Annotated in this window: 19 protein-coding genes and 1 pseudogene; 14 read left to right on the top strand and 6 right to left on the bottom strand. The window is 57.4% G+C overall.

Going from position 1 to position 18085, the window contains the following annotated elements; genetic code table 11:
- Nucleotides 1-2: 2 nt before the first annotated feature.
- Together NWQ23_RS00550 and chlG are read right to left on the bottom strand one after the other, a co-directional pair.
- Nucleotides 3-1283 carry a BCD family MFS transporter gene (locus NWQ23_RS00550; RefSeq protein WP_306164248.1) on the bottom strand — a complete coding sequence of 427 codons (1281 nt, stop codon included), beginning with the start codon at nt 1281-1283 and terminating at the stop codon, nt 3-5.
- Nucleotide 1284: 1 nt separating this feature from the next.
- Nucleotides 1285-2199, bottom strand: coding sequence for a chlorophyll synthase ChlG (gene chlG, locus NWQ23_RS00555; protein WP_306164249.1), 915 nt, complete (start codon nt 2197-2199; stop codon nt 1285-1287).
- A 205-nt stretch (nt 2200-2404) separates the two neighbouring features.
- Here chlG and NWQ23_RS00560 point away from each other — a divergent pair, with 205 nt between their 5' ends.
- From NWQ23_RS00560 to NWQ23_RS00570, 3 genes and pseudogenes are all read left to right on the top strand, one after another.
- On the top strand, nt 2405-3187 hold the full coding sequence (locus NWQ23_RS00560) for a ThuA domain-containing protein (protein ID WP_306164251.1): 783 nt from the start codon (nt 2405-2407) through the stop codon (nt 3185-3187).
- Entirely contained in the window at nt 3184-4233 is a 1050-nt protein-coding gene (locus NWQ23_RS00565; RefSeq protein WP_306164252.1) for a Gfo/Idh/MocA family protein, read from the top strand. Before NWQ23_RS00560 ends, NWQ23_RS00565 begins: the two co-directional genes overlap by 4 nt.
- A 101-nt stretch (nt 4234-4334) precedes the next feature.
- Nucleotides 4335-4424 (top strand): annotated as a pseudogene (locus NWQ23_RS00570) (chemotaxis protein MotB); the annotation flags it as partial.
- Nucleotides 4425-4630: 206 nt separating this feature from the next.
- Here NWQ23_RS00570 and NWQ23_RS00575 read toward each other — a convergent pair.
- Nucleotides 4631-4972, bottom strand: coding sequence for a flagellar protein FlgN (locus NWQ23_RS00575; RefSeq protein WP_306164253.1), 342 nt, complete (start codon nt 4970-4972; stop codon nt 4631-4633).
- Nucleotides 4962-5258, bottom strand: coding sequence for a rod-binding protein (locus NWQ23_RS00580; protein WP_306164255.1), 297 nt, complete (start codon nt 5256-5258; stop codon nt 4962-4964). Before NWQ23_RS00580 ends, NWQ23_RS00575 begins: the two co-directional genes overlap by 11 nt.
- A gap of 104 nt (nt 5259-5362) precedes the next feature.
- Between NWQ23_RS00580 and NWQ23_RS00585 the strand changes: the two genes are divergently transcribed.
- Both NWQ23_RS00585 and NWQ23_RS00590 read left to right on the top strand, forming a co-directional pair.
- Nucleotides 5363-6625: a flagellar hook-length control protein FliK gene (locus NWQ23_RS00585; protein ID WP_306164257.1), complete on the top strand. Its 1263-nt coding sequence runs from the start codon at nt 5363-5365 to the stop codon at nt 6623-6625.
- A 10-nt stretch (nt 6626-6635) separates the two neighbouring features.
- Entirely contained in the window at nt 6636-7307 is a 672-nt protein-coding gene (locus NWQ23_RS00590; RefSeq protein WP_306164258.1) for a flagellar hook capping FlgD N-terminal domain-containing protein, read from the top strand.
- Here the strand turns inward: NWQ23_RS00590 and ubiB are convergent.
- Together ubiB and ubiE are read right to left on the bottom strand one after the other, a co-directional pair.
- A complete protein-coding gene (gene ubiB / locus NWQ23_RS00595; protein WP_306164259.1) occupies nt 7304-8833 on the bottom strand; it encodes a 2-polyprenylphenol 6-hydroxylase in 1530 nt (509 codons plus the stop codon). The two genes, NWQ23_RS00590 and ubiB, sit on opposite strands and share 4 nt — an antisense overlap.
- A gap of 1 nt (nt 8834) precedes the next feature.
- Nucleotides 8835-9587: a bifunctional demethylmenaquinone methyltransferase/2-methoxy-6-polyprenyl-1,4-benzoquinol methylase UbiE gene (gene ubiE / locus NWQ23_RS00600; RefSeq protein WP_306164260.1), complete on the bottom strand. Its 753-nt coding sequence runs from the start codon at nt 9585-9587 to the stop codon at nt 8835-8837.
- A gap of 88 nt (nt 9588-9675) precedes the next feature.
- Here ubiE and NWQ23_RS00605 point away from each other — a divergent pair, with 88 nt between their 5' ends.
- The 9 genes from NWQ23_RS00605 (at nt 9676) to NWQ23_RS00645 (ending at nt 17817) form a co-directional block, all read left to right on the top strand.
- Nucleotides 9676-10332, top strand: coding sequence for a hypothetical protein (locus NWQ23_RS00605; protein ID WP_306164261.1), 657 nt, complete (start codon nt 9676-9678; stop codon nt 10330-10332).
- Entirely contained in the window at nt 10332-11183 is an 852-nt protein-coding gene (mutM, locus tag NWQ23_RS00610) for a bifunctional DNA-formamidopyrimidine glycosylase/DNA-(apurinic or apyrimidinic site) lyase (protein ID WP_306164262.1), read from the top strand. Before NWQ23_RS00605 ends, mutM begins: the two co-directional genes overlap by 1 nt.
- Nucleotides 11184-11246: 63 nt before the next feature.
- Complete coding sequence (locus tag NWQ23_RS00615) at nt 11247-12023, top strand: enoyl-CoA hydratase (RefSeq protein WP_306164263.1); 777 nt, start codon at nt 11247-11249, stop codon at nt 12021-12023.
- 167 nt (nt 12024-12190) lie between these two features.
- A complete protein-coding gene (gene rpsT, locus NWQ23_RS00620) occupies nt 12191-12454 on the top strand; it encodes a 30S ribosomal protein S20 (protein WP_306164265.1) in 264 nt (87 codons plus the stop codon).
- A gap of 577 nt (nt 12455-13031) precedes the next feature.
- Nucleotides 13032-14369, top strand: a complete 1338-nt coding sequence (dnaA, locus tag NWQ23_RS00625) for a chromosomal replication initiator protein DnaA (protein ID WP_306164266.1) — start codon at nt 13032-13034, stop codon at nt 14367-14369.
- Between the two features lie 125 nt (nt 14370-14494).
- Nucleotides 14495-15613: a DNA polymerase III subunit beta gene (gene dnaN / locus NWQ23_RS00630; protein ID WP_306164268.1), complete on the top strand. Its 1119-nt coding sequence runs from the start codon at nt 14495-14497 to the stop codon at nt 15611-15613.
- A 61-nt stretch (nt 15614-15674) separates the two neighbouring features.
- Entirely contained in the window at nt 15675-16775 is a 1101-nt protein-coding gene (gene recF / locus NWQ23_RS00635) for a DNA replication/repair protein RecF (RefSeq protein WP_306164270.1), read from the top strand.
- A complete protein-coding gene (locus tag NWQ23_RS00640) occupies nt 16772-17200 on the top strand; it encodes a VOC family protein (protein WP_306164271.1) in 429 nt (142 codons plus the stop codon). Before recF ends, NWQ23_RS00640 begins: the two co-directional genes overlap by 4 nt.
- Nucleotides 17197-17817: a LysE family translocator gene (locus tag NWQ23_RS00645; RefSeq protein ID WP_306164272.1), complete on the top strand. Its 621-nt coding sequence runs from the start codon at nt 17197-17199 to the stop codon at nt 17815-17817. Before NWQ23_RS00640 ends, NWQ23_RS00645 begins: the two co-directional genes overlap by 4 nt.
- Nucleotides 17818-18085: the final 268 nt, after the last annotated feature.

Here is an 18085-nt window from a genome sequence, read left to right on the forward strand (position 1 = left end):
TGTTACTCTCCCGGTACGAGTGTGGCGGACGGCATTTTGCGATCCATGATTTTGGCGGCCATGGCTGTGGCAGCGATGAAAAGAGCGGCTTCGCCGATAAAGACTGTGCCGAAGGCTTGGGTGTCGGTCAGGCTGACGCGCAACAGATCGACCATGCCCGCGCCGATCAAACCGCCAAACCCAGCGGCGATGGCTTGGGCTGCACCCCAAAGGCCCATACGTGTGCCTTCGCGGCGCTCTTTCCCTTGGGCGGCGAGCGCCATCATGGAACCGATGGCTGCGACCGCGAACATGCCGTTGAAGAAACCCAGCAGGACGACTGCGGGTACGAGCGGTGCGCCTGGTCCCATCGGACCAAGGAAAGTGATCAGCGCCAAAGCAGCCGCCGAACCCATGCAGCCCGCCATGACCCAATTGCGCAAGGCTCCGATTTTAAGGCCGGTCGCCATGATCCCAACGGTCAGCATGCCGACAAAAACGCCGCCATTCTGCGCGCCGGACAGTGATGTGGACTGTCCGGGGGTAAAGCCAAAGACCAGCCCCGCGTAGGGTTCAAGGATAAGTTCCTGCATGAAATAGGCGGTCATCGAAAGGAACACGAAAAGAGTAAAGTTGCGCGCTTTGCGCTCTTGCCAAACCTCGCGCAGACCTTCGCGGAAAGGTGTCGGATCGGGTTCGCGCACAGCGATCAGGTTGCGCTCGACCCGCCAAACGGCAAGGCAGGTCACTGCAACCGCGATCGTCACGACGATGCCGACGATCTCGATCAAAAGCTGGGGGGAATATGGATCAATCAACTGACCGACGATGCCCGCAGTCATTGCAATCCCGAAGATCATCATCAGCCAAGTGATCGTCGCAGCAGCAGCGCGTCTATGTGGTGCCGTCGTCGTGGCCAGTAGCGCCAGCAGCGATGTGCCGGATGCCCCAACGCCAAGCCCGATCATTGTGTAGGCAATGATCGAAATTGTCAGACCAAGTGCAAAAGACTGTGGGAAGGCCAGCAATGCGCAGGTTGCGGTAAAGGCGCCAAGCCCAAGTACCACCATGCCGCCAATGATCCAGCGCGTCCGGTGTCCGCCCGCGTCTGAATAGAAACCCCAGTGCGGCCGCGTCAGCTGAATACTATAATGCAGTCCGACCAATAGGCCGGGAAGCAGGGCAGGCAGTGACAGTTCGACCACCATCAGCCGGTTCAGGGTTGATGTTGTCAGAACGACAATCGCCCCCAGCGCCATCTGCACAAAGCCAAGTCGAACGATCTGGAACCATGAAAGTGTCATGTCACCCTCCGATACTGCGTAATGCGACGGCGGCGATCATCATCCCGCTGATATAACACAGGATTCCGACGCCCTGATACCATGGTGTCTTGCCTTCGGGGTCACGCAACAGAACCCGCATCGCTGCGACCTGCACAGCCAGCAAGACAGTCACGCCCAGCGCATGAAACGGCTTGTCCCAAAAGAACAGCAATCCAATCACAACGACCTGCGGAATGGCCATGACCCAGCAGGCAACCCGCGCGGCCCGATCTGCCCCAAGCACAACTGGCAAGGACCGCAGCCCCATTTGCCGGTCGCCTTCGATAGCCTTGAAGTCATTCAACGTCATGATGCCATGCGCGCCCAGCCCGTAAAGGACCGCGATCAGGATGTTTTGCGCCGTGGGTGCGCCTGCTGCAACGACGGCAGCGCCGGTGATCCAGGGCAATGTCTCGTAAGCAAGCCCGCAAAGCCCTGGCCCCCAGATACCGGATTTTTTTGCCCGGAACGGTTCAGCCGAATAGGCCCAGGCGGCGGCAACGGCCAGAATCGTCGCCCCAAAGCCCCAAGGCCCCAGTTGATAACCGACCGCCAAGCCCAAGACTGTCATCGCAAGGGCAATATAGAGGCCCCAGCGCCCCGGAATGCGCCCTGATGGAATCGGCCTGTCAGGTTCGTTGATCGCGTCGACGTGTCTGTCGCACCAGTCATTGGCCGCCTGCGACATCCCGCAGACAATCGGCCCCGCAAGCACCACCCCAAGGATGACAAAAAACCATTGGCCAGAAGGGCTTACGCCAGAAGAGACAACACCGCACAGATAGGCCCACATGGGTGGAAACCACGTGACCGGTTTGATCAAACGCAGCATAGCGCGCGGCTCTGGCCAGCGCCGCATGTCTGCTTGGGCATGTAAGTTATCTGTTACACTCATAGTGTCAGTTTAAGATGACACATTGCCTTTGGGCAAGTGTAAACGTGTGTTGACACTGCGCCATCTTGTCACCTGTTAATGGATGACTGTGGATCAGCAGATTTCCCTTGGTTTCATTCGCCGTTCGCCAATCTACATTTCCACTATTGCCACGGTTTGTCGGATCATGCAGAGCTATTCCAAAGCGCTTTGGGAAGGGGTAGTCATGCCAATACGTGCGGTTGTATGGGGCGAAAACGTCCATGAACAGACCAACAAAGTCGTAGCCGATCTATACCCCGAGGGGATGCATGCTGCGATTGCAGAGGCGCTTTGCGCCGATGGAATTGATGCGACAACAGCAACCTTGCAAGAGCCTGAACATGGCCTGCCCGAAGCCCGCCTTGCCCAGACGGATGTGCTTTTGTGGTGGGGCCATGCCGCACATGGCGACGTCGCGGACGAGGTGGTAGAGCGCGTCGCGGATCATGTGAATGCGGGCATGGGCCTGATCCTGCTGCACTCGGCCCATTTTGCCAAGATATTCAAACGTCTGATGGGCACTCCCTGCAACCTGACGTGGCGCGAGGCGGGCGAGCGTGAACGCCTGTGGGTCACGTCCCGCAATCATCCCATCGCCGCTGGCCTGCCCGACCATTTCGAACTGGAAAACGAAGAGATGTACGGCGAACCCTTCGGTGTGCCGGAACCCTTGGAAACCGTTTTCATCAGTTGGTTTCAAGGGGGCGAAGTGTTCCGCTCTGGCCTGACCTACAAGCGCGGCGCGGGCAATGTGTTCTATTTTCGTCCGGGACACGAAACTTATCCGACCTACCACGATCCCAACGTCCAGACCGTTCTGCGCAACGCCGTGCGCTGGGCCTATAACCCCGCCCCGCGTGTGGTTGGCGTGAACGATGCACCCAATGTGCCGGTCGAGCAGGCGCTTGAGCCAATCCAGCAACGTGGTGCGCGTCTGCATGCCGATGGCGAGGAGGGCTATCGTTGATCCGCGTTCTGATCGTCGGAACCGGCGGCATGGCCAATAGCCACGCTGAAGCCTATGCCCAGATGGACGGTGTCACGCTGGTGGGGGGTGTGGACCCGAACCCGGACAATCTTGCAGCTTTCAAGGCAGCCTTTGGTGTGACCCATACTTTTACCAGCGTTGCCGATGCGCTGGCCTGGGGAGAATTTGACGCCGCGTCGAACGTCACCCCCGATTCTGTCCACTTTCGCACGACAATGCCGCTGCTCGCCGCTGGCAAACATGTGCTGTGTGAAAAACCGCTCGCCCAGAACGAGGCCGAAGCCAGTCAGATGGCCCAGGCCGCACATGCGGCGGGCGTCGTGAATATGGTCAATCTGACCTACCGGAATGTCCCTGCCCTCATGCAAGCCGCACAGATGGTCGCGGATGGTGTGATCGGCGAAGTACGCCATTTTGAAGCCTCCTATCTGCAAAGCTGGCTCACCCAAGCTGCATGGGGTGACTGGAGGACAGAGGATCAATGGCTATGGCGTTTGTCCTCTGCGCATGGGTCCACGGGTGTGCTGGGGGATGTGGGTGTACATATCGTCGATTTTGCCAGCTTTGCCGCAGGATCAGAGCCTGACCGCGTGTCGTGCCGTCTCAAGACCTTCGACAAGGCAAAGGATAACCGCATCGGAGACTATACGCTCGATGCCAACGACAGCATGGCGATGCATCTGTCGCTACGCAACGGGGCGATCGGCGTCATTCACGCCAGCCGCTTTGCCACGGGTCATGTCAACGATTTGCGCTTGCGTCTTTTCGGGACCGAAGGCGGTTTGGACGTCCGCTTTGAGAATGCAAAAAGCCACCTGTCTGTTTGCGCCGGGCCCAACAAACAAAGTGCTACTTGGGTTGATGTTGTACCAAAACCGGTTATCCCCAACTATCACCGCTTTGTCGCAGCCATTCGCGCGGGCCGGCAAGTTGCGCCCGACTTTGCCCGCGGTGCCGCGCTGCAGCGCGTCTTGGATCTTGCGATTGTTTCGGATCAACAAAGCGCGCTTGATCAGGTGATCTAGCGCAGGAACTCAGATACTATTTTCATCGAATTGTCTCGTTAAGCCTACTTTCACGTCTTCGTATTTATCACCGCCCATGGGTGAAGACACGAGGTAGTAGGATGAGCACGGGAACAAACGCACCAACAATCATCAAACGCAAAAAGATCATCGCGGGCGGCGGGCATCATGGTGGCGCATGGAAAGTGGCTATTCGTTTTGGTCCTTTGGATGTGGTGCTTTGCACCGGGTTGGTTCGGGAATTCGCAGATCTTCTGCGAGTTGAAGCGTCTTTCTGACGGAACTGGCCGATCCTTGATGTCACGGCCCGCCGTTTTGGCGTTACCCTCGTCTAAACCAATGCAGGTTGAACAATTCCTTAATTCCCTCATCGCAAATACAAAGCATTTGAGCGAAATCAGGCCTTCTTTTCCAAACCACCACGACGGTTTGCCACGTTTTCAATGCGCCCGGATTGATCGTAAACACTCAACCCATCGCGCACTTCTTGGAGTGCCGTCACACGCGCCCTTGCTGCTTGCAAGCCGTTGATTGCAGCGCGCAACAGTGCCTGGTTGGTCTCAACCTTCGTCTTGATCTCGGCCAGCGTTCCAGCCTGACCCGAAGAAATCGACAACGCTTCCAGCAATCGCTTCTTGGTGATTTCGATCGGCCCTAGAGCATCATAGTCGGCATCGAGGATCGCCGCTTTCTCGGCGTCCAAAGTCCGGTGCAAAGAGTCGATCACTTCAGCCTGCATGCAACCTGACCTTCATCGCTTCAAAAAGCGCCTCGGCCAGCCCGATACCACCAGTTTTCGCCATTTCTTCGGCCTGAGCCTCGCGCAGGAAAGACGCAAACTGGTCCTCCCCGTGACCGCCACCAAAGGAATCACGTGGCGCGCCAAGCCCCGCAGATTTGAGCATCTCTGCCAGAAAAGTCGCCTCCAGTTTCTGTGCTGCGGCGCGCAATTCACTGTCGGCATTTATATAGTCAGGGAGTTGCGCCACAGGCCGCGGCGCAGGCAAGACCGGGATAATGTTCATCGGGTTCTCCGTCGTGATTTTTTTGCAGATTGACCGATAGTCCTAAACATTCAGTAAGTTTTTCGGGTCAGAAGAAGAGGAACGCAGATGATATCGGAGCACCGATGATACCCTCGATTCTGACAGATACCGGTGGCGGGACCAGCGCCAGAAATTCAAAACCTACCCAAGAGGCTGAGGCGGAAACCACGCAGACTTTTGGTGACGTCTTTGGATCGGCTGAAACGGAAGAGGCTGAAGCCGTCCAGCCCCTTCTTGGTACGGCTGATGACAGCCCGGAATTGGCTTTTGCAATGGCAGAAGAACCGCGTGCGGTAAAACCCCCGATCAGCCCAAATGTGTCGGCCGCAGATGGGCCGCCTCTGCTGCTGCAAGACAAACAGGTCCCGGTTGTTGCTGGCCAAGATATTGAACCGGACCAACCTGCGGCTAATCGAACAGTGTTGCCGACCGATCCAGATGTCCCGGCAGGTCCAATGGAAAAGATGAGCGCGCCGCGGTCGTCTGTCGCGCAATCCGTTGTCGAAGGGCGGTTGCCGGTCGCCCCTTCTGCAGCGCAAACGTCCGAAGTGGATGTGCGCAAATCAGCACCAGATACAGCAGGCAAGGTTGAACCCGCCAAAGCTGCCATAACCATTGCGCAGCCTGCACCGGCTCAAACCGGTTTGGCGCCTGTAGCAATGGTTGAGGCCCAAGGCGCAACACCCGTGGCTGACAAGCGCGCAAAGGCGCAGCCCGCCGAGGACGTGAAAATCGAAGGCAGACAGGCAAAGGCGAGTACTGCTTTCGTGCCGCTTTTGGGAGTAGGACACAGCACCCAGCCACTCACGGCTACTGCGGTAGCGTCCTTTATGCAGGGGGGCCAAGCTGAGATTGTGACAAAATCCCTGGATGCAGAGGTGTCGATTGGTCTGGGCGGGATTGAACGCGGTCTTTCAAGCACGCAATCGGTGACTGGAACCCCTGCAACGGCGACCACAGAAACAGCGCGGCATGTCGCACAACAGATTGCTGTCTCTGTCATGAACACCCCCGGCAAAGCGACCGAGATTGCGCTGAACCCCGAAGAGCTTGGGCGCGTCCGCCTCAGTCTGACGGCAGCAGATGGTGTGATTACCCTCGCCGTACTCGCAGAAAGGCCCGAGACGCAGGATCTGTTGCGCCGTCACATGGACGTGCTTGCGCAAGAATTCCGGGCCTTGGGCTATGGCACGATCTCATTCTCGTTCGGCCATGAAGGCCAGTCCGGAGACCGGGCAGATCAAGACTTCCATCGCGAAGAAAAGATTGCCGAACCACATGAAGCAAACACGCCCGTCTTTCGCCCGCACCCGGGGCCGGTGTCCGGGTTGGATTTACGTATCTGAGGAACTGAAAATGGATATTTTGCAAACAATGACGCCGACCGTAACGGCGCCCCCACCCGCCAATGACGTCAATGCTGACACAGCGCAGGTCAACTCGGATTTCGAGATGTTCTTGAAAATGCTAACGGCACAGATGCGGTATCAGGACCCTTTGAACCCTGTTGATTCTACCGATTATGCAACGCAATTGGCCACTTTTTCGGGGGTCGAGCAGGCGGTTTTGACAAATGATTTGCTCAAGTCACTTGGCGCACAAATGAGCGTGAACGGGTTGACCGATATGGCGGCCTGGGTCGGCAAAGAGGCGCGGGTCGCAGCACCGGCGTATTTCGACGGCGAACCCATCACACTGTTCCCAAAAAACACTGTTCTGGCGGATTCAGCTGAAATCATTGTCCGCGATGCCACGGGCAGCGAAGTCCAGCGCATCGTGATTCCGCCAACCGCAGAGTCTGCCGTTTGGGCAGGTGTCGGGGCTGAAGGGGCACCTATGCCTGCGGGGCTTTATAGTTTTGAGTTGATTAGTAAATCCAATCAGCAGGTTATCGCGCAGACGCCTGTCGAGGTTTACAGCAAAGTGACCGAAGTCCGGCTGGAAGGTGCGCAAACGCTATTGATCTTGCAAGGCGGGGCATCCGTCCCCAGTGGGGAGGTGACAGCAATTCGAGGTGCCGCAACCTAAAACAGGCTGTTGATCCAGACGGCGCCACCAACAAGTACACCACCTAGAGCCATCCAAGACAGTCGTGCAATCCGCCGCTGCGGCTTGGGTGGCGGTGCAGGATTGTTCTGCCGGATCAGCGCCTCTTCTGCGATCCGCGGCAATTGTGGACCAAACCGCGCGAGGATGCGGGCGGTTTTCGCCAGATCGCGCAAGAGCGCTTTTGGCCCGATGCTTTGCTTGATGTAGTCTTCCACAACGGGCTTGGCGACCTCCCAGATGTTCATGCGTGGATCAAGCGAGCGGGCCACCCCTTCCACCACAACCATAGTGCGCTGCAACAAGATCAGCTCGGTGCGGGTTTCCATGCCAAAGCGTTCCGTCACCTCGAAAAGATAGCTCAGAAGCCGCGCCATCGAAATCCGGCTCGCATCCATCCCGAAAATCGGCTCGCCGACCGCGCGCAAGGCGCGGGCAAATTCATCAACGTCCTGATCGGCAGGCACATAGCCCGCCTCGAAATGCACCTCGGCGACCCGCTGATAATCCTTGCGGATAAAACCAAAGAGGATCTCGGCATAGACGCGGCGGGTATATTCGTCGATCCGGCCCATGATCCCGAAGTCAAAGGCAATGATATCACCATTGGCCGCGACCTTCAGATTGCCTTGGTGCATGTCACCATGAAAATAGCCATCGCGGAGCGCATGGTTGAGAAACAGCTGCAAAACCCGTGTCGCCAGCGCCTTACGATCATGACCCGCCGCATCCAGCGCATCATTCACGCCGATATTTGTGCCCTCGGCCCAATCAAGGGTCATGACGCGCCGACCGGACAGATGCCAGCGCACCTTTGGCACCTGAAAGCCGGTATCGGTCTCTGTGTTTGCGGCAAACTCGGCCGCAGCAGAGCTTTCGAGCCGCAAGTCCAACTCGCCCATCACAACGCCTTCGAAGTGGGTGATCACGTCCATCGGCCGCAGGCGCCGCGAAGAGGGTGACAGAAACTCGATCGCGCGAGCCGCAAAGTAAAAGGCGTCAATGTCCTTGCGAAAGGCTTTTTCGATCCCGGGGCGCAGGATCTTGACCGCGACCGCATCGCCATTCTCGGCCAGATGCGCCTTGTGCACCTGCGCAAGCGAGGCGGCAGCGACCGGTTCGGAGAAGGACGTAAACAGTTGATCGAACGATTGTCCCAGCTCTTTCTGGATCGCTTCTTTTGCTTCACGCATCGAAAACGGCGGCAATTTGTCCTGCAAAACGCGCAACTGTACCGCCAGTTCATCGCCCACCACATCAGGGCGCGTCGAAAGAATTTGCCCGAACTTGATGTAGGCAGGGCCCAGTGCCGTCAAAGCGCGGACCGCAGGTGGCGTGCTCACATCGCCTTTGTATCCCAGCCATTGAAAGGGCCAGACCAATGTGCGGAACGTGATCCGCAGCAATGGGCCTGCGTCGAATGCGTCCAGCACGACCTTCATCGCGCCTGTACGTTCAAAAGTGGCACCTGTGCGGATCAGGCGAATAATGTTGTGAGGGCCGCGCACCTTAGAGTTTCCACCCCGAATGCAATGCTGCCACACCCATCGTCAGGTTGCGGTACTTTGCATTGCCAAAGCCTGCATCGCGTACCATGCCCAAAAACGTGTCCTGATCAGGAAACTTGCGGATGGATTCGACCAGATACTGATAGCTGTCACGATCCCCCGCAATCAATTGCCCCATGCGCGGAATCACGTTGAAGGAATAGGCGTCATAGGCGGCCTGCATCATCGGGTTCGGCAATTGGCTGAATTCCAGAACCATCAAACGCCCACCAGGTTTCAGAACGCGGTAAGCTTCGTTCAAAGCCTCTTGCGGGCGGGTCACGTTCCGGATGCCAAAGCTGATCGTGTAGACGTCAAAGGTATTGGCCTCGAACGGCAGCGCCATCGCGTCGCCCACAACCCAATCAAGACTGTCTGACATCTGTGCAGCTTCGGCCCGTTTCCGTCCTTCGACCAGCATCGATTCGGTAATATCAAGAACTGTCGCATGGCCCCGACCGGCCCGCTTGAGGAACCGAAAGGAAATGTCGCCGGTCCCACCTGCCACATCCAACAACCGCTGGCCGGGGCGCGGGGCCAGCCAGTCCATCATCGCATCCTTCCAGATCCGGTGAATACCGACTGACATCACGTCATTCATGATATCGTATTTGCTCGCGACCGAAGAAAACACGCCTTGGACGCGGCCGGCCTTTTCGTCCTCACGGACGGTTTCGAACCCGAAGTGGGTGGTGGTGTCGGACTTGTCGGTCATGCCATGCTTTCGCCTGAATACTTTCCCAGAAGGAGTTATACCGATCTGAACCAAGTGACAAACCGTCATTCTGCCACGGAGGCGCTACATGGAGACGCTCCCTTTCGAACCAATCACACAGTCTGATATTTATCGGATCATTGTATGGGCTCTTGCGCCAACATTCGTGGCTTTTGTAATTCTGGTCGTTCTGAGATTTCGCCGCACCGTGCGTGGGCAAGTTAATCCGTCTGACCTGGTAAAGACGACAGCCACAGGCAATCTGTCAGGGGGCATCGCCCCTGAATTAAGCCTGCTTGCAGGCGCGGGTGCCGGAGGTCCGGCTCATGAAACATTGGGTGAAAAGTTCTTGCGCCCGACGTGGGGCTTGCGGCTGATCACGCTGGGTATCCCTGCTCTGGCGATTTATTTCCTGGCGCAAACAAGGACGACGGGCGACTTGGCATTCCCGGCTGTAGATCTTGCCATGAATGGCGGCATTTTGGCTGTGATGGTGCATGTCCTCGTTTACACCAACACCTATGAGTTACGTTATGACAGAGACCGTTTTGCCCATCGCAATTGGTTTTACCAGCGGCGGGAATTTCATTGGTCAGAAATTCGTTCTATTAGGGATGACAACGCATACTTCTATGAGATCCGTATGAAGAGGCGGGCCAAGGCCTATGTCCCCAAACACTTGGTGGGGATTGAAGGGTTTGTGGAAACCGTGCAAACCAGCATCGCCCGCAACGAAAGCCAATAATGCCCGAACTGCCCGAAGTTGAAACTGTCAAATCAGGCATTGCCCCAGTCATGCAAGGCCATGTCATCGCGCGCGCGGATGTAAACCGCCCCGATCTGCGCTGGCCCTTCCCGGAACGCATGGCAGAAAGGCTGACCGGCAAGCGTGTGCTGGGGCTGCGGCGGCGGTCCAAATATATTCTTGTTGATCTTGATAGTGCTGAAACCCTCTTGATCCATCTGGGCATGTCGGGCCGCATGCTCATCTCTGGGCAAATGATCGGAGAATTCCACCACCCCCATCCGGCTCCTGCCAAACATGATCACGTCGTCTTTCACATGGAGGGTGGCGCACGGATTACCTTTAATGATGCCCGCCGCTTTGGCGCGATGGACCTGATGGAAACCGCAACACAGGATGATCACTGGCTGATCCGCGATCTGGGGCCGGAACCTTTGGGCAATGCCTTCAACGAAAGCTATCTGGTGGAACGGCTCAAAGGGCGCAACACGCCGATCAAATCGGCCTTGCTGGATCAGCGGATCGTGTCTGGTCTTGGCAATATATATGTCTGCGAGGTCCTGTTCCGTGCAGGCATCAACCCCAAGCGCAAGGCCGGGCAGATCAGCGCGAAACGTGTGGCGACTCTTGTTCCTCTGATCCGGGATGTTTTGTCCGAGGCGATTGCGGCGGGCGGGTCATCCTTGCGCGACTACCGGCAGTCCGACGGTGAACTTGGGTACTTTCAGCATGTTTTTCAGGTCTATGACCGTGAGGGCGCGCCATGCGTAACCACAGGATGTGACAGGACAATCAACCGAATCGTGCAATCGGGCCGCTCATCTTTCTTTTGTCCGCAATGCCAAAGATAACTTGATCCGCCCGCCCGCTTTGCTAAGCACTAGGTTCTGACCAGCGGCAACAGGGACAGCAGCATGGCATTTGATAAGATCATTGTGGACATCAACGACTATGTCGCAACCATCACGTTGAACCGGCCGGATGCGATGAATGCGCTCAATAGCGCGTTGCTTGGCGAACTCTGCACTGCATTGGAAGAGGCAGATGCGAGCGACAAGGTGCGCTGCATCATTATCACCGGTTCGGAAAAGGCTTTTGCGGCCGGTGCAGATATCAGCGAGATGGCCGACAAGTCCTTTGTCGAGATGTACACCCAGCGCTTTTTCGAGAATGAAACCGACCGCTTCAACCGCATCCGCAAGCCGATCATCGCGGCTGTGGCGGGTTATGCGCTGGGCGGTGGCTGTGAACTGGCGATGATGTGCGACTTTATCATAGCCGCCGATAACGCAAAATTCGGCCAGCCTGAAATTAACCTTGGCGTGATTGCAGGGATTGGCGGCACCCAGCGCTTGACCCGGTTTGTGGGTAAATCCAAGGCGATGGATATGCATCTGACAGGCCGGTTTATGGATGCCGCCGAGGCCGAAAGAAGCGGGCTGGTCAGCCGCGTGGTGCCCGTGAGCAAGCTTATGGCCGAAGCCAAGGCTGCCGCCGAGAAGATCACTGAAAAATCGCAGATCGCAGCCATGGCCGCAAAAGATGCGGTGAACCGTGCCTTCGAGACGACATTGGCCGAAGGGCTGAACTACGAGCGGCGCGTGTTTCAGTCACTCTTTGCCACTGAAGACCAGAACGAAGGCATGGCAGCGTTCATGGAAAAGCGCGAGGCGCAGTTCCGCGACCGCTAGGTTTTTGGGGCTTCCCTTAAGGGCTAAACTGTCCTATCAGCCCGGTCATACATGCGCGTGAGGCCCGCTTTGGCCAGAATCACCGGTTCTTTAACCCGGGGTTGGGCTCTTGGCGCTATCATATTCATTGTGACCCAACCGAGGGTCCCATTTACGGGAACGAACACATGGCAAACTCACCACAGGCGAAAAAACGCGCCCGCCAAAACACAGCACGTTTTGCAATCAACAAAATGCGCCGCTCGCGGATCCGCACATACTTGCGTGCAGTCGAAGAAGCGATTGCATCGGGCGATCAGTCCGCGGCAGCTGCTGCGCTTAAGGCAGCACAGCCAGAGTTGATGCGCGGCGTCACCAAAGGCGTGCTTCACAAGAACACCGCATCTCGCAAGATGTCGCGTCTGGCTGCGCGGGTCAAAGCAGTTAGCTGATTCTGCGAAAATCGCGAGAGTTTAAGAAGTTCAAGCGCGTCCTTTTCGGGGCGCGCTTTTTTTATGCTGTGTTGTCGTGGCGCGCAGAAGTTGTGACATTTCAAAGGGCCGATAGATTCTTTTTGCGCAATATCTGAGTCAAGTGCGATGTTGTGTTGAAGAGGCCCCAAACCCCTTGCTAGCTTAGCGATGCGATTCACATCGTTCCGGGGGGACATGAGGGGGTTTGCATTTGATCTGGTCGTTTGGCGCGCTTTCGGGCGGTCGTGAGTTGCCTGCATCACCTGTCGAACTTCATGCAATTATGGCATGGTCATTCGTAGCACACAGCTAGGAAACCAAGCCAAATTGTATCTGCACGACTGCCAAGGGCTGCTCTTTGGCATCACAGCTGTTTATGTCCCCTATGCTGCCGCATGGCACGGGCTTGCATCAATTTTGAAGCAGGCCCTGTGTCAAGCTTTTGGTTTTGGTACAAGGCGATTTACCCAGAAGGGACATTCTGGGTGCTCTAGTCTTATGCCCGGTGCGGGGTGATGCGCGTGAGTGGGGCAAGCGTATTGGGCAAGGGAAAAGAATGACGAACGATATCTGGGCAAAGGTGTTGAAGACGTTGCAGGGGGCGTTGGGAACAAATAATTTTTCAAACTGGATCGAGCCTTTGGAATTTGCGCAACTTGCTGGCGGTGTCGCAACCTTTCACGTTCCGACAAATTTCATCGGCAACTATGTGTCCCAGAATTTTGGCGAAGAGATCATTTATCACCTCAACAAAGAGGGCGAAAGTGTCAGCCGGCTCCAGTTTCGTGTCCCGACAAATGCCCAGGTGGCTACAAAACCCAAGGCCGCGATCAAGCCGACAGGCTCCGAGGATATCTCGGGCTCTCCGCTTGACGCGCGATTTACCTTTGACACCTTTGTTGTCGGCAAACCCAACGAGCTCGCCCATGCCGCAGCCCGCCGCGTCGCCGAAGGTGGCCCTGTCACTTTCAACCCGCTGTTCCTTTACGGGGGCGTTGGTCTGGGCAAGACACACTTGATGCATGCGATCGCGCACGAGTTGAAAGAACGCTCGCCCGAATTGAATGTGCTTTATCTTTCTGCCGAACAGTTCATGTACCGCTTCATCACGGCCCTGCGCGAACGCAAGATGATGGATTTCAAACAACTCTTCCGGTCGGTCGATGTCTTGATGGTCGATGACGTGCAGTTCATCGGTGGCAAAGACAGCACACAGGAAGAGTTCTTTCACACCTTCAATGCGCTTGTTGACGGGCGCAAACAGATCATCATCTCTGCGGATCGTGCGCCGGGCGAAATCAAGGATCTCGAAGAGCGGATCAAATCCCGCCTTCAATGCGGGCTGGTCGTGGACTTACATCCGACTGACTACGAACTCCGGCTTGGCATCCTGCAATCCAAGGTCGAGGTCTATTCAGCCCAGTATCCAGACCTGCAAATCTCGCAGGGTGTACTGGAGTTTCTGGCGCACCGCATCTCGACCAATGTCCGCGTTCTTGAAGGGGCGCTGACCCGTCTGTTTGCCTTTGCATCCTTGGTGGGCCGCGAAATCACGCTGGAACTGACCCAAGATTGCCTTTCTGATGTGCTGAAAGCTTCGGATCGCAAAGTGACGGTGGAAGAAATCCAGCGTAAAGTGTCCGAGCACTATAATATCCGCCTGTCCGACATGATCGGGCCAAAGAGGGTGCGCAACTATGCCCGCCCCCGCCAGATTGCGATGTATCTGGCCAAACAGATGACCAGCCGGTCCCTGCCCGAAATCGGGCGCCGCTTTGGTGGCCGCGATCACACCACAGTCATGCATGGCGTCAAGCGCATTGAAGAGCTCAAAGCGCTCGATAGTCAGATTGCCGATGATCTGGAATTGCTGCGCCGCGCCTTGCAGGAATAGGCCCCCGGCGCTTGACGCGGGCAGGCCCATCGTCAACAGTCCAACAAAATGGTTGAGCCGGGCGTGGAATGAAGTACATTCCGCGTCCCGGCATCGTCCGGCACAAGTCATGCGGAGAGTGGGACATGAAATTCAGTATTGAACGCGCGGCACTTCTTAAGGCAGTCGCGCAGGCTCAATCCGTCGTCGAACGGCGCAACACAATCCCGATCTTGGCCAACGTGCTGATCGAAGCCGAAGGCGATACCGTCCAGTTCCGCGCCACCGATCTGGACATCGAAGTGGTTGACCGCGCCCCCGCCAAAGTCGAACGCGCAGGGGCGACAACGGTCGCCGCCGTGACCCTCAACGAGATCGTGCGCAAACTGCCCGACGGTGCTTTGGTGACGCTGAGCGAAGATGGCGCATCAGGGCGGCTGAGCATCGAGGCGGGGCGCTCGAACTTCTCTTTGGCGACACTGCCCAAAGAGGACTTTCCCGTGATGGCCTCTTCGGAATACGCCGCCAATTTCTCGGCTCCGGCCCCTGTGCTGCGCCGGCTGTTCGATAAGTCCAAATTCGCGATTTCGACCGAAGAAACCCGCTATTATCTCAACGGCGTCTATTTCCACATTGCCGAAAGTGATGGCGGTAAAGTCCTGCGCTGCGTGGCGACAGACGGTCACCGTCTCGCGCGCATCGACGCGGATATGCCCAGTGGTGCGGCTGACATGGCGGGCGTGATTGTCCCGCGCAAGACGGTCGGCGAATTGCGCAAACTGCTGGATGACGACGACATGCAAATCGCTGTGTCCGTGTCTGAAACCAAGATCCGCTTTGCGACCCCTGATATCATGCTGACCTCAAAGGTCATTGACGGTACTTTCCCCGATTACACCCGCGTCATTCCGCAAGGTAACACCCGCAAGCTTGAGGTGGACGCCAGCGAATTCGCACGCGCCGTGGACCGTGTGGCCACCGTATCGTCAGAACGGTCCCGCGCAGTGAAACTGTCCTTGGACGAGGATCGTCTGATCCTATCGGTCAACGCTCCCGACAGTGGTGCCGCCGAAGAAGAACTGGCCGTGGCCTATAGCGACGAGCGGCTGGAAATCGGGTTCAACGCAAAATACCTGCTGGAAATCGCCAGTCAGGTGGATCGCGAGAATGCGGTCTTCATGTTCAATTCGTCCGGTGATCCGACGCTCATGCGCGAAGGCAACGATATGTCGGCCGTCTATGTCGTCATGCCGATGCGCGTGTGACGGGGCCAAAAATTTTCCAAACTTTTGGGTGCAGGATTTTTGAGAATCCTGTGTACTGCCCATGACAAAGCTCGTCCTTTCCGAACTGACCCTGTCGCATTTCCGGTCACACAAACGCGCTGTGGTGCCGCTTGATCCCCGCCCTATGGCCATCTTTGGCCCCAATGGTGCGGGCAAGACCAACCTGCTCGAGGCGGTATCGCTTCTTTCCCCCGGTCGCGGTCTGCGCCGCGCCGGAGCCGATGATCTGGCGCGCAGGCCAGAGGCGCTGGGCTGGAAGGTCACTGCCCATCTGCAATCCTTGCACCAGACCCACGAATTGGAGACATGGGCCGAAGCGGGCAGTGCGCGTCAGTTGCGCATTGATGGCAAGACAGCACCGCAGGTCGCCTTGGGCCGTGTCGCCCGTATCCTGTGGCTGGTCCCGTCGATGGACAGGCTCTGGATCGAAGGGGCCGATGGCCGCCGCCGGTTTCTGGACCGTGCCACGCTCAGCTTTGAACCGACCCATGCCGAGGCCGTGCTGACCTATGAAAAGGCCATGCGCGAACGCAACAGGTTGCTCAAAGACATGGTGCGCGATGCCCATTGGTACACAGCGATCGAGGCGCAGATGGCCGAGGCCGGCGCCGCCATACAGCGCAACCGCGCCACGGCCATCGCCGAACTGACCGCAGCACAAGAGGCCGCAGCAACCGCTTTTCCTACGGCGACGCTGGCGCTGACGGCGTCAGAACCAATCCCTGATGATCTGCAAACGGCACTGGCTGACAATCGTAGCCGCGATATGGCAGCCGGACGCACACTGCTGGGGCCGCATCGTGCCGATCTGGATGCGATTTATGCCGACAAGGGCGTGCCTGCCAAGGACTGCTCGACAGGTGAGCAAAAGGCATTGCTGATCAGCCTGATCCTTGCCAATGGCCGCGCGCTCGCCCGCGACTTTGGCGCGCCGCCGATCCTGCTGCTCGACGAGGTTGCGGCTCATCTTGACGCCACCCGCCGTGCTGCGCTTTATGACGAAATCTGTAGCCTTGGCGCGCAGGCCTTCATGACCGGCACCGGCGCAGAGCTTTTTGCCGAATTGGGGGCTCGCGCACAATATGCCGAAGTGACTGATGCCGACGGGCAATCCATCGTGACCCAAAAGGATAAACCATGACCCCACAGCGCGTGACCCTGATTACCCTTGGCGTGGCCGACCTTGCGCGCTCCAAGGCGTTCTATGGTGCGATGGGCTGGGTGCCCACGGCAGACGAAGGGCAGATCGTGTTCTACCAGATCAACGGCATGGTCCTGAGCTTCTTTGGATTGGGCCCTTTGGCCAAGGACCAAGGGCGCCCGGATGCGCAACTCGGTACGGGGGCGATGACGCTGGCCCAGAATTTCGCAACCGATGCCGAGGTTGATGCAGCCTATGCCGCAGCGTTGAAAGCGGGTGCGACCCCGCTCAAGGCCCCGGAAAAGGTGTTCTGGGGCGGTTACTCTGGCTACTACGCAGACCCTGACGGGCACGTCTGGGAGGTGGCAAACAACCCCTTCTGGCCGCTGAATGAAGACGGCAGCCTCACATTGCCCACATCATGACCATCACACCCTATGACCTGCTGCTTTATGCAGGCGCGCTCTTGATCCTGTTCATGACCCCGGGTCCCGTTTGGGTGGCCTTGCTCGCTCGGTCGCTGTCGGGCGGATTTCAGGCGGCTTGGCCGCTGGCCATAGGTGTCGCTATCGGCGATATCTTCTGGCCACTGGTGGCGGTGCTGGGCGTCACGTGGCTGGTATCGGAATTCGCTGGATTCATGGATGTCCTGAAATGGGTGGCGGTGATCGTCTTTATCGTCATGGGCATCGCACTGATCCGGAACGCAGGGCACGCGCTCAGCGCCAATAGCCGCCTGACGCGTCCCGGCAAATGGGCGGGGTTCGTGGCAGGCGTGGCCGTGATCCTTGGCAACCCCAAAGCGGTCCTGTTCTACATGGGCGTTCTGCCCGGTTTCTTTGACCTCACCCAAGTGACGCGGTGGGATATTGTCGCGATTTGCACGCTGAGTTTCATTGTCCCGTTGGTCGGCAACCTTGTTCTCGCAGCTTCGGTTGACAGGGTGCGCGGGTTGCTGAAATCCCCCGCTTCGGTGCGGCGCATGAACACGATTGCGGGCTGGCTTTTGGTCGGTGTGGGCGTCGTGATCGCCTTTACCTAGCCCGCTACCCGCTTTCGGCTGAAAACCACAAAATCTTGTGCCAATTGCGTGACATTGCGTGCCAAAAAGCATATATTTGGGAGGTAATAATACAAGGTTAGCCCAATGGCCGAAACGACACCACAGCCCGAAGAATACGGCGCAGATTCCATCAAGGTTCTCAAGGGCTTAGAGGCGGTCCGCAAGCGTCCCGGCATGTATATCGGCGACACTGACGACGGGTCGGGCCTGCACCACATGGTCTATGAGGTCGTGGATAACGGCATTG

The organism is Yoonia sp., assembly GCF_030731595.1.
Lineage (GTDB): Bacteria > Pseudomonadota > Alphaproteobacteria > Rhodobacterales > Rhodobacteraceae > Yoonia.